Consider the following 12958-nt stretch of genomic DNA (forward strand, 5'->3'; position numbering starts at 1 on the left):
CAGCAGCGAATGCGCACCTGTTTTCGTTTAGCCGCAAAGGTTATTAATTGCCGCATATTGCAACAACATGATGGTTTTTCCGTCTTTGATCTCTCCGCTGCGGATCATATCCATCGCTGTAGTAAAGGGAAGTTCCAGCACTTCAATATTTTCCTGCTCATCTTCCAGTCCGCCGCCGGCATGTACCTGCTGCTCTTTGGAATACGCTGCCACAAAGAAATGCAGGATCTCCGTCACCGAGCCAGGCGACATATACGATTCAAATACTTTGCGCACATCGGTGATGTTATACCCCGTTTCTTCCATCGTTTCACGGCGTATACAGGCTTCGGGATTGTCTTCATCCAGCAGGCCCGCACAACATTCTATCATCATGCCGCTGGGATTGCCGTTGATATAAGTGGGCATACGAAACTGCCGGGTGAGTATCACTGTTTTATTTTCTTTATGATATAGCAAGATGGTAGCCCCATTGCCCCTATCGTATGCTTCGCGCTCTTGTCGTACCACCACCCCATCCGGTCCTTTCATTTCATAGATCACCTTTTTCAGGGTATACCAGTTATCAGACAAAATTACCGTGTCGAGGATATTTATCTCTTTCATATTAATTTGATCGTTTTTGATCGTTTTTGATTATTTTTGATCAAGTTAAAGCATTCCAATGAATTTCCAATTACGCAAGCAAAAAATTCTGGCGCAGCTGGCCGAAAAAGGGGAAGTAGATACCAAAGACCTCGCCCAGGCGCTGGACACCTCTGAAATCACCATCCGCCGCGACCTGAACCTACTGTCAGACCAGGGCCTGGTTTACCGCACCCACGGCGGCGCCATTCCCGTAGAGGCGCCGGAAATGCCCCATCGCTTCGTTCATAAAGCCGCCGCCAACCTCGCCGCAAAAGATAAAATAGCCGCTAAAGCTGCCAGCTATATCGAAGAAGGAGATATCATTTTCATGGACTGCGGCAGCACCGTTTTTCGTTTATGCCAGTTCATTAAAAACAAACGCATTAAAGTCATCACCAACTCCATGCCCGTGATCAGCGAACTGCAAAACAGCCAGGTATCCCTCAACATCGTAGGCGGCGAATACGATGCCGCGCGACAAGCCATACACGGCAGCATGGCCATAGAACATATCCGCAGATACCAGGCAGGCAAAGCATTTATAGGAGTAGACGGACTTTCTGCGCAAGGCCTGTTTGCACATAGCGAAACAGAAGCCGCCATAGCACTGGCCCTCGCTGCACAAAGCACACAAACCTACCTGTTATGCGATGCCGCCAAAATAGATCAACCCTCTTATTTCCAATTTGCGCCACTGGAAATATTGCATGCGATTGTTACCAATGCTGATCCCGCGCAACTGAAGTATGCAAAGAAAAAAGGGGTAAAAATAATTGGGGTTTAAGTAACACAAATAGTAACTTACCGCATATCTCTATCACGCTATGATTGCAAAAGAAGGCGAAATAAAACGCCGCAAAGAAAAACTGGAAGCCCGCCTGAAAGAATACGGCATAGATAAATACCAGGTAACCCATCTGGGCTACGTAGATGACCCGGAAGAAGACTTTGCCACGCCTATTGAAACAGGTAAACGTATGCTTATTCTTTACGCCGTTTCCTATGTAGCTTTATACGGAACTGAAGAGCCCAAAGCAGCCGCCAAACTCACACAATGGCTTAAAGATACCCAGCTATGGGATGATGTTAGTCTGAGTGAACGGGACTTCCTCGAAGATACTGCCGATGATACAGACATCGATAGTTTTGCATGGAAATTGGAAGCGGCCTATGTACTGGCCTGGACACTAGGACTCGTACCGGAACGACCTTCTCCCACCAGTGATGTTTCTCAGGAACAACTGAATCATTTTATGGATGCAGTGCCGCAATTACTAACTGACCCAACCACTTTCCTTAATAACCTCTCCTACATTGATAAATCGGAGATACTACTGAAGAATCTATTTAATGAGCTAGGTACCACTTATTTCAGGGATCTTTATTTCAGCGGAGAACAGAATACCACCGCTTTACATAGCTATGCCGTTCTTGAACGGCACCGGGCACTGAACTGGTTGCGTAGATTTTGTGGGATCACTGACTGGGACGATACCGATACTTCCACCTGATACCAGACACCATGAAAGCATACATCTATTCAGAACAACACCTCATTGGGGAAACCAATCTTGTACCCATTGACGTTACGATGGGTTGCGTACAAGGGATCTTTAAGCCGACAGAATATTACGTCAATTCAATCCGGTTACAGGTTTGGATTATCAACAACAAACCGTCATCCGGCTGGCGACATTTGCAACTAAGCATACAATTGGAAACCGGCTATTTTCTACATCCCATTGGAGGTTGCACCATCAATGACATAACTGAACTCCCGAATGAACCTATAACAATAGATATCATGGGGTTGCAGGAAGAAGTGATACGGAAATACTTTAGCGATCAGCCAATCGTTCCATTCATCTCCGCATCATGGGATACACTTTCTATTGAACGGAAACTGACATTAGAAGAACAATTAAAAAAAGAAGTCCCCGCCCGGGAGAGAAAATTCCCATGGCTTTGGTCTACCAAAAACAAACATGTACTTGCTGGTATTCCTTGTGCAGCACTTTGTGCGGATGGTGGATCTGATGATGTTCTTTTCTCTGTGACCGGTATGCCACCATATAATTTCGCCATGGTACATCTCACCTGGGGCAGACCAGAGCCCGACCCGGCATATCCTTTGACCTCCCTCTTCGAAACCTATGAAGAGTTTCAGCAACAAGTACTTGAGCCATTAAAGGAGTTCTGGACCGATGAAGACGAAGATTAACATCGCTACTTTAATACACCCGGCAACGCCGCCTGGTAATCCGGGTTATCGGTCATACCGTTATGTCCCTGCCCATGCAGCGTAATCAGCGTATCTTCCGGTTTCAGTAATGGCTTCAGCTTCACAGCAGAAGACGCATAATAAATCACCTCATCCTGATCTCCGTGAAAGATCGTAATAGGTGCTGTAATCGCCGGCACGTACTGATAAGTAGGAAATTTATACCGCAATAAAAAAGAAGGCAGAAAAGCATAATGATGTGCTGCCATATCCGTCATACTGAAATAAGGCGCCTGCAGAATAAGTCGTTGCGGATGATTGGTGGCCGCCAATTTGGCCGCAAGGCCCGTACCCAGTGAATATCCTAATATAGTGATACGTTGTTCGGGATACCGGGTTTTCAGTTGGTCATACACCGCCTGTACATCTTCATATAACTGCTTTTCACTGGTAATATGTCCTTCGCTCTTACCATAACCGCGGTAGTCCAACATAAACACATCATATCCCAAACGGGTATACGCAGTTGCTACGGCTCCCCAGGTATTGAGTGCTCCGGCATTGCCATGAAGATAAAAAACCAGCCCTTTAGCGCTATCTCCCGTAAACAATAACCCATTTAACCGGGTACCATCTTTCATGCGGAACTGTAGTTCTTCAAAGGGAGCCTGAAATTGAAAAGCATAGTTAACAGGTAGCTTTTGCGGGAAGAAAAGTAAGCGCTCCTGGATAAAGTACACCAGGACACATATGCTGATGTATAACAGCAATAAAATGCCCGCTATCTTCCAGAGAATTTTCATTTAACTAATATACAAACAAAGTAGCTCAATGAAAATAATGCTTCAGCACCTGATCGGCGGTTAACGCGCCGGTAGTCATATTCAGGGAATCTATTTTAGACAGCTGCTGTTTTACCAGCGAAATGGTGCTGGTTTCCAGCATCCGCTTCATGATAGGCTGCTTTGATGCGGGCAAGGTATCACGCAGGTATTTTTCCATCATCAGATTCGCAATAGGCACCGCAAAAGTAGCGCCCATACCGGCATTCTCCACAATTACGGCAATCGCTATACGTGGATGCTCCCGCGGCGCAAACGCCACAAATACAGAATGGTCTTTGAGATCCACTACTTTACCATCTACAACGCCCCTGTTTTGTGCCGTGCCGGTTTTACCACATACGTCAATACCTTCCATATGCGCGCCTCTCCCGGTACCATGTTCAATCACATCTTCCATTCCTAAAATCACGGCGCTATAAGCGGTATCGGACACATTGCCTACGGCATGCTTTTCTTTGAATTTCTTCAGCAAATCGGAATTGTCCTGGTCTATCGACTGCACCAGGTGCGGGAGGTAATAAAAGCCCCGGTTGGCAATCAAACACATGGCGTTGGCCATTTGCAGCGGGGTTACCGCTACCTGCCCCTGTCCCATGCCTACGTACAATTCAGAGCAGGAACTCCAGTTGCCGTGATATAATCTATTCAGTATCGCCGTATCTGCTACAATACCGGGGTTCTCACCAGGAATATCGATACCCAGTTTATGCCCCAGTCCAAACTTCGACATATACTCCTTCCACCTGGTATGTCCGTTTTTTACGCCGCCCCATTTGCCGGCATCTACTTCCAGGCGGTACAGGTGCATAAAATAAGAGTTGCAGGAATGCGCCATCGCAATACGCAGGTTGGCGGCATGACCAGCTTCTGCGTGCATGCAACCTATTCTGTGGCCGCAGGCGTAATAGCCGCCGGTACAGGGATAGCCAAACGCTGGTGTAATCAGCCCTTCATCCAGCGCTACAATGGCCGTTAATGGTTTCATGGAAGATCCCGGCTGATACGTGGCTTGTATGCCCCGGTTCAGGAACGGTTCCGTAGGATCAGTAAACAGCTTGCTCACATTGCGGGTACGGGAACTTCCGGTCAACAGATTCGGATCAAAAACAGGCCCGCTCACCATCGCCAGAATACCACCAGTTTGCGGATCAATGGCCACAATACTGCCTATCTTATTGCGCATCAGCTGCTCGCCTAATACCTGCAGTTCAATGTCGAGCGATAAACGCAGGTTCTTCCCCGCAATGGCGGCCGTATCATACGCCCCATTTTCCAATGCCCCCTGCGGACGGTTCAGGTTATCTTTGATGATATACTGTGTACCCCGCTGTCCCATTAAAACGGACTCGTAGGTTTTCTCTAATCCGGTGAGACCAATATAATCACCCGACTGATAATCACCGTAGCGCGACAGCTTCAGCATCGCCGGGGATATTTCACCGATGTAGCCTAATATATTGGCGGCGGCTTTATATGGATAGGAACGTATAGGCCGCTGTACCAGCTCAAAGCCGGCCTGAAACAGGTACATACTTTCCTGTAAACGGCTGTAAGTGGCCGCCGACAACAACCCCGCGAATACGGAAGGACGAACCCGTCCGTTCTTCTTAACGGCGTCGGCTATACGCGATTTGAATTCATCGATATCTATTTGCAGAATATTACAGAGATAGGCGGTATCTATCTTCTTAACAGCTGCCGGGATCACTACCAGATCATACAAAATATCATTACTCAGAATACTCCGGTTTTGCCGGTCGAAAATAATCCCTCTGCTGGGATACACAATTTTTCGGGTCACCGCGTTGGCATCGGCCAAACGAACATATTTTTTATCTACTACCTGCAAATAAAGTAAGCGGGTGATCAATATTAATACTAATCCTGTGATAATGAGTATCAGAACGCGTTTTCTGGGTTGATTGTAAGCGGACATGGTAAGTAATGACGGGCGTCTTTTAACATCACAAAACTATTTTATTAAAATAGCTTTGTATGAAAAAATAGATGAGCGGCCATTACACAGGATGGAAAGCGGAAAGCAGAAAGCAGAAAGCAAAAAGCTATTGAAGCGAATAATCAAAGCGTATTAATATCCGCTACAGGCAATCGCTTCAATAGCTTTTTGCTTTCTGCTTTCCGCTTTCTGCTTTTTTATAGGTGCCATTCACGCCATCCCAGCTATAGTTAAAAGTAGATTTTGTTCCTTTCATGATAGGCTCTCCGTTCTTGTCCATCTTCTCTGTTGCTTCTTCATCCGATATGTCGCAGCGGATGATATCCGGCTGCCCGTTTTTCTCTGCCGGGAACGTAAATGTTTCGTCGTGATAATAAGCGCCGGCATCTCCTACACTCATCCGCGAAGGCAATGATACCAGGCGGCTATCATTCATCCATGCAAAATAAAAGTAGTTGGATTCAATACCACAGGCTTCTCCGCCAAACGTGAGCACCACAATGTTTTGTACATTGGATAATCCCAGGCCACTCATGACTTTCGCATCACCAAAATTTGCGCTTTCTCCATCCAATATTTTAAACGCACTAACCGCTTTTAACTGGCCCGCCTGCACTATTTTCAGCTTTACTAAAAAGTACTTCATCCCGATTTTTACACCATCGTCTGCCACTGTGGAGCTGTCCATACGACGATCTATTGCATAGATATACTTGGTGTCTCCCCGGCGCACCTGCCTAAAGGAAATAAGCCCCTGCCAGAGATAGCCTTCTTTATCTATCCCATCTTTTTTATACTTCACCTGTATCCAGGGTGCAGTAAGCCCTTTCAGGTTCAATAGCTTATCAGTAATTTTCACCACAGTAATTTCCTCGCCGGTTAACAACGTATCTACTGGTGCTTGTTTCGTGTCGCTGCTGATACGCACAAATGCGGTATCTGCAAAAATGTAACGGGTATCATTTTCCGACAAACTCCAGGTACGTACATCGTCCTGGGCAAAAGAGGTCACGGTAATGCAACACAGGCAACAAACAAACAGTACAGAAAAAAGCTTTCTCATGAGGTATCTCCAAATTTAAGCCGCAAAAATAAGGGTTTACCAGCTGAAAAGGAAAGGTCGTTATTTTTCAGGCGGACAAATCTGCATCAGGTATACCGCACTGCTGGCCTCGTACGACTGTAACACCCCAGTTACACAGGGGATCGCATAGTTGCGGAAAGTAAGATTCCGCTGCGGATCACGGTTATTCCAGGCCGTATTAATGTTTTGCTGTATCCAGGGCAGGAACTGCGTTTGCTTCCCGTCTGTAATCAATTGCATCACATATTGCCCGAAAATCGCCTTTAATACGCCTTGCTCGTTCCAATCTCCTTCCGCGGGCAAAATTCCTTTGTCAGCACCCATATTTTGCTGCGTATAAGTCGCCGCCAGATTGGCCTGTTGCAAATAGCTGACCACTCCGGTGGCTTTATACAGCATCACGGCTGCCCCAATAAAAGTGCCCTGGTTATAAGTATAATCCGACCAACCTTTGTGGCCATTTACATAATTATCAGCCACCCGGCCGCTGGTGGTGTCAAACAGGTGTTGTACGCCCCAGTGATATACGGCTTTGGCACGTTGTAAATAACTGGTGTCATTGGTGGCCTGATATAAAGTCATGGCAGCAATCACTGTAGGAAAATTGATACAGGCATTTTTACCACTGTGCTTAAAATCCCAGAACATCCCACCATCCGCCGGATCATAGGAGCCGTCCCAAACCCGCTTAAACCCTGCTACCGCCAATGGCAGATATTCCTTATCGCCCATCAGCTGATGCGCACGCGCCAGTGATATCACCCACCACATGATATCATCATAAATAAACCATTCTTTGGTATTGTTCCAGTTGTATTGGTCGTAACGCCGGTAGCCGCCTTCAAATATATCACGGACTCTTYTCCGGTMGGCAGCGGCGCGGGTACGTTGATATACATTCATCGCCATATCCCAGTAAATGGCCTGGGTCCAGATGGCGCCTATATTTTTCCGTTCTGTATTGGCGTAATACAGCTGGTCTGTTTCACTGTAGAAATATTGATTAAAGGCCGCATAGGCTTTGGCCGCATCTTTCCGGGTAAACGAAGACGGCATGCTATAGGCACACAACAAGAAACTGAAAAGTATACAGGCTATCGTTTTCATATGATCGGGTTAAAATAGCTTTTAGCCGTTAGCTTTTAGCTTTTAGCAAATGCAGCGAAGACCAATATATGGCAATTTTCGCTGCATTTGCTAAAAGCTAAAAGCTAACGGCTAAAAGCTATTTTATTGTTTATCCCACCATACGCGGCTGGCCAGGTCATCAGGACCGCCTATGCGTTGTACCGCTTCGTCATAATGTTGTTTATTCAACAATGCTTCCCTGGAAGGATATCCATGACGGCGGGGTATTTGCCCGTCGCGGGTTTGCGCATTGGCTGGCGGCAGCAATTTAGGGAAACCGGTCCGTCTCCATTCATACCACGCTTCCCAGCCGTTGAGGAACAGCGCTACCCATTTCTGGGTACCAATCTGTTCCAGCGCTTTAGCGGGATTGTATACCACATTCGGTGATGCGATGCAGGCAGCATAAGCGGCATCCGTATATACACCAAACTGTTGCATGGAAGCTTTAATGCCCGCCAGGTAATAGCCTTCGGCTTCTGCATCGCCACCGGCTATCCAACCGAGCTTCACGGCTTCTGCCAATGCAAACTGTACTTCAGCGGCGGTGTAAAAGTATACTGGTGTTTCAGGTTTGCGCATAGCAGCTCCCAGCAAAGACATGGAAGAAAAGTTGGTGTTAATCACGCCATAGGCTTGTCCGTGATACAAACCATCTCCGGCTTTGTCGGCAAACTTTGGTAAGCGGGGATCATTGTTGGCCTGCAGGTTATCTACCAGCGTGCTGGATAAAGCATAAGGGTTGTTGTCTACCCGCCAGCTGAACGACCAGTAGCTTTCATTGTTCTGATCTCCTGCGAGATAGTTGTACACTACATTATCTTTATTATCTGTGATCACCCCATCCGTGAGTGCGGCATTAAATTCCGCTTTCCCTTTTACGGCATCTACTTTGGAAAGGCGTAACGCCATCACCAAACGCATGGTGGCGGCAAATTTTTTCCATCTGTTTGGATCACCACCAAACATAATATCGCCTTTTACATTTACGCCACCATCAAACTGGGCAGCAGCTTCTTTCAGTTCTTTAAACAGGTCGTTGTAGATATCCTGCTGTTTATCATAAGCAGGTGTGAGATTATCACTGCCCTTCAGCGCGTCCTTGTAAGGTACGTCGCCCCAGCGATCGGTGATGTGCAGGAAGAAATAGGCCCTGATAATACGGGCTACCGCCAGCTGGTTGGCATTGGAACCAAATGAGATGGCCTGCAGCTTCGTGGCGGGGTCCTGATTGGTGTTGATCACCACCTGTACATCGTTCAAAGGCCCCTGATAGTAACCGAAGTCCCAGTTACCTCTTACGTATACGCCTTCCCGTTGGTAAGTCATTTCCGCCAGGTGTTGCGAGTACAAAGGCGCCTCCCGGATCGGGCTACCATTGCTGCCGCCAATGGTAGCAGCCATGTCACGGATAATATTGGTAATCAGGTAGCCGGTATAAGGCCGCTTTGGCATATTGGGATTGGTGTTAATATCTCCGAAGTCGCCCGGCTTACAACCGTATACGGTCAGTAATAGTAAAAGTATATAGGTAATAGATGAATGCTTCATAAGTCAATGTTTGATGGTTATAATACCAGTTTCAGGTTAAAACCAATGGTGCGGGTCGCCGGCACCTGTCCTCTTTCTTCCCAGAAGCTTTCCAGCTCGGAAGTATCAATGCCTTTCAGGGCAGTATAAATCAACCATGGATTTTGTGCATATAAGGCCACATTCAGGCTGCTCACACCCAGGTGCTTTGTCCAGGGTCTGGCAGCGAAGGTATAACCAAGGCGCAGCTCCCGCAGCTTTACATAACTGGCATCATAAATAAATGGTGGCGCTACTTTGTTAAACAGGTAAGTCCAGTAATACGTACGTGCTTCCACGTAGCCGCTGAAAGGTGTGCCATCTGCAAGTACGCCGTCTGGCTTAATACCACCACCCTGCGCTACCGGCAGGCGCCAGTCGTTGCCTTTATCATTGGTACCTACCGTAGATGGATCGAGACCCGTTCCCAGCAGGAACATTTTGGTGAGCGACAGGAACTTACCGCCTACCTGGTAGTCGATCGAGAACGTGAAGTCGAAGTTTTTATACACAAACGTACTTCCCAAACCACCGGTAAACTTAGGCAGGATAGATCCCAGCGGTTGGTTTTCGTTGGTCAGGTAAGCACCGTTGGCGTTTACAATAGGTTTGCCGTTAGAAGGACTTTCAATATTCTTACCATTGGCATCCTTTGCCTGATAGTACTGGAAGGTAGGCCCTACCAGCAATCCCCACTCTGCGCCCTTGCGGTGATCGAGTTCCAGCCGCAACCCGTTTTCCCGTGACGCGGCGAGATAGTTATCCATGTTGGCAGCCAGGTCTATTACTTTAGATTTGTTGGTAGCAGCGTTTACATAGAGGTCCCAGGAGAAATCCCGTTTACGTATAGGCGTGGCAGTAATGGCAATGTCCATACCCTTGCTCTGAATTTCTCCGAGGTTAGTCAGGTAGCTATTGTAACCATTGGTTTCGCTGATCTGCAGGTTCGCAATCTGCTTGGTGTTCTTATTCTTATAGAAGCTAACATCTACCCCTAAACGATTATTCAGTAGTTTCAGCGCCAACCCCGCTTCAATACTGGTGCTCAGTGAGGGCGACAAGCGCGGATCTACCAGTTGATCCGGCGTATTTAACGCCGGTGAGCCATTGTAAGAGTTTTGCAGGTTATAGCCGGTGTTGATGGCGAAGATACCCGCATCGGAACCCGCCTGCGCTACACCCAGTCGTACTTTACCAAAGTTCAGCCAGTTGCTTTTAGGCAGCAGCTCCGTGAAAATAAAGCTACCGGATACGGATGGGTAGAAATAATAGTTCCTGGCAGCAGGCAAGGTAGACGACCAGTCGTTACGACCCGTAATATCTACATACAGTAAACGCTTATACCCTACGGATACTTTACCATATACACTTCTTATTTCCTGTTCGAAATAATCGTTGAAAGCGTTAGGGCGCTGAATAGAGGCTGTGATGGCATATAGGTTAGGAACACTCAATCCACCTACGGTGTTGGCTTCGTTGCGGGTTAGTTTATAATGGCGGATGTTACCACCCACTAATCCATCAATGGAAAAGTCGCGCAGCTGTTTGTTGTAGTTCAATGTCATTTCATAGTTGAACTCACGGGGCAGCGATTGGCCAGACTTATACATATCTTGTTTTACAGTACCAGAGGCGATGCGGTCATCGTAATCGTCGACCATGATATCGGCGCGTATGAGCGACTGCAGCTTCAGGTTAGGTAATATTTTATAATTGAAACCGGCGTTACCAAATACCCGGAAGTTGGCGTAGCGACGATAGCTTTCATAGTACACGCTGTAGGGGTTATCGCGTTTGCGGGGCCTTAACGTAGTGGCAGAGTCGTTACCATTAGGGCCTACGATATTCCAGGTACGGTAAGTGCCATCAGGCGTTTTATAATCGCGCAGGCGTTTCATATCCACGGAGCGTTGAAACTCCTGGTTAAACTGCGCCATGATGCTACGCTGATTGGAGTTACCACCGTCGTAAGGTTCTGCGATCTGTTTGGTACTCACGACATTGATATCTGCAAAAACGGAAAACTTGTCGGTGACGTCAAAGGTTCCGGCAAAATCAATAAAGTTACGTTTGCGGTTGGCATTGGGATAAATAAGATCGCGGTATTGATTGGCGTACGACAAGCGATAGGACGCTCTTTCAGAACCGCCGGAAAAAGCCACGCTGTTATTGAGATTGATACCGGTTCTGAAAAAATCACGGACGTTGTTAGGATGTGATTCAAACGGGGTGAGTTTGCCGAAGTCTTCGCCGGGATACCAGCTAAACCATTCCCGCACCATGGTACCATCCATTTTTGGGCCCCAGCTCTGGTCCATATAATACTGCACCATTTTCTGACCATCGAATTGCTTCCAGGTAGCAGGGTGCTTGTTCGCATCATAATGGAAAACGTCGAAGTTCATATTATCACCGGCGCCGTAGATATTCTGGTATTGCGGAATCACAGATAATTTTTCGAAGGCGGTGCCGGAGTTTACTTCTACGCGCATAGGCTGATTGCGTTTACCTGTTTTAGAGGTCAGCAATACGGCGCCTGCAGCCGCGCGGATACCGTATAGGGCGGTAGCCGCAGCTCCTTTCAGTACAGAAATAGATTCTATATTATCCAGGTTGATATCGGTATGTGAGATGATGGTACCATCCAGGACAAAAATGGGAGAGCCGCCGCTTAGGCTATTGGCGCCGCGCAGCCGTATTCCGGCATCCCGGAAAGTGGAGCTGGGCGCGCCTACCAGCTGAGCGCCGGCAATTTTGCCTGCCAGTGCTGTTTTCAGGTCGGTGAATTTGGCGTTATCTACCTGTTCTCCCCCAATTTTCTGGATAGCATATCCCAGGGAGCGTTCTTCTCTTTTGATGCCCAGGGCGGTCACCACTACTTCTCCCAGTTTCTGGAAGTCGCCTTCCATGCTTACGTTCAGCGTGCCTTCTTCGGTTACAATTTGTTCTTGTTTTTTCAGGCCGGTGATGCTGAACTGTAAGGTAGCTGGCAAATTCTTCAGTTTGATGGTATAGCGCCCGTTTTCATCGGTAATGGTGCCGTTGCCCGTGCCTTCTTCCAATACGGTGACGCCGGGCAAAGGGCCGGTTTTATCGCTGACGATGCCACTGGTTTTCCTTGCTGGTTTTGCAGTGGGAGCGGGTGTTTCGCCGGGCAAAATGACAATCACGCCGGATTGTTCGTTGACTACCGTTTTTGTATTTTTCAGGATGCCGGCTAATATTTCCCGTAAACTTTTGTTGTCATAGGTTTGGTGACTAACGGTGAAAGTCTTTAGCTGGTTGGCATTGTAGGCGAAATTAAGCCCGGTAATTTTTTCAATTTCTTTCAGGGCGTCCAGGGCATTGCCTGCCGGGATGGCCACATGTGGTATTTTCTTATCGAGTGCGGGGCTGGTTTGCCCGAAAACGTTGCTGCAAAAGGCTAATGGTAGTAGCCATAGCAACAACCGGAGTACTTTTGCCTTAAATAATTGGCAAATAGGTATCCTTTTTCTAATTTTAGAAATGAGAATCATGAGCTTACA

General features: G+C 47.3%; 10 protein-coding genes. 3 read left to right on the forward strand and 7 right to left on the reverse strand.

Going from position 1 to position 12958, the window contains the following annotated elements:
- Window positions 1-27 precede the first annotated feature (27 nt).
- Entirely contained in the window at window positions 28-606 is a 579-nt protein-coding gene (gene nudK / locus AC1DFM_RS10145; protein ID WP_477076603.1) for a GDP-mannose pyrophosphatase NudK, read from the reverse strand.
- A gap of 58 nt (window positions 607-664) precedes the next feature.
- On the opposite strand from nudK, the gene AC1DFM_RS10150 reads away from it, so the two are divergent.
- From AC1DFM_RS10150 to AC1DFM_RS10160, 3 genes are read left to right on the forward strand one after another with little or no spacing between them, the layout of a single operon-like run.
- Window positions 665-1411: a DeoR/GlpR family DNA-binding transcription regulator gene (locus AC1DFM_RS10150; RefSeq protein ID WP_477076604.1), complete on the forward strand. Its 747-nt coding sequence runs from the start codon at window positions 665-667 to the stop codon at window positions 1409-1411.
- Between the two features lie 40 nt (window positions 1412-1451).
- A complete protein-coding gene (locus AC1DFM_RS10155) occupies window positions 1452-2138 on the forward strand; it encodes a DUF4272 domain-containing protein (RefSeq protein ID WP_477076605.1) in 687 nt (228 codons plus the stop codon).
- Window positions 2139-2149: 11 nt separating this feature from the next.
- Window positions 2150-2848, forward strand: coding sequence for a hypothetical protein (locus AC1DFM_RS10160; protein ID WP_477076606.1), 699 nt, complete (start codon window positions 2150-2152; stop codon window positions 2846-2848).
- Between the two features lie 5 nt (window positions 2849-2853).
- Here the strand turns inward: AC1DFM_RS10160 and AC1DFM_RS10165 are convergent, their stop codons facing one another.
- The 6 genes from AC1DFM_RS10165 to AC1DFM_RS10190 form a co-directional block, all read right to left on the reverse strand.
- Complete coding sequence (locus AC1DFM_RS10165) at window positions 2854-3651, reverse strand: alpha/beta hydrolase (RefSeq protein WP_477076607.1); 798 nt, start codon at window positions 3649-3651, stop codon at window positions 2854-2856.
- Window positions 3652-3676: 25 nt separating this feature from the next.
- On the reverse strand, window positions 3677-5629 hold the full coding sequence (gene mrdA, locus AC1DFM_RS10170; protein WP_477076608.1) for a penicillin-binding protein 2: 1953 nt from the start codon (window positions 5627-5629) through the stop codon (window positions 3677-3679).
- 178 nt (window positions 5630-5807) lie between these two features.
- On the reverse strand, window positions 5808-6713 hold the full coding sequence (locus AC1DFM_RS10175; protein ID WP_477076609.1) for a hypothetical protein: 906 nt from the start codon (window positions 6711-6713) through the stop codon (window positions 5808-5810).
- A 60-nt stretch (window positions 6714-6773) separates the two neighbouring features.
- Window positions 6774-7841: a glycoside hydrolase family 76 protein gene (locus AC1DFM_RS10180; protein ID WP_477076610.1), complete on the reverse strand. Its 1068-nt coding sequence runs from the start codon at window positions 7839-7841 to the stop codon at window positions 6774-6776.
- A 123-nt stretch (window positions 7842-7964) separates the two neighbouring features.
- Entirely contained in the window at window positions 7965-9413 is a 1449-nt protein-coding gene (locus AC1DFM_RS10185) for a SusD/RagB family nutrient-binding outer membrane lipoprotein (protein ID WP_477076611.1), read from the reverse strand.
- A gap of 17 nt (window positions 9414-9430) precedes the next feature.
- Entirely contained in the window at window positions 9431-12949 is a 3519-nt protein-coding gene (locus AC1DFM_RS10190; protein WP_477076612.1) for a SusC/RagA family TonB-linked outer membrane protein, read from the reverse strand.
- Window positions 12950-12958: the final 9 nt, after the last annotated feature.

This window comes from Chitinophaga sp. 05T412 (genome assembly GCF_056396465.1).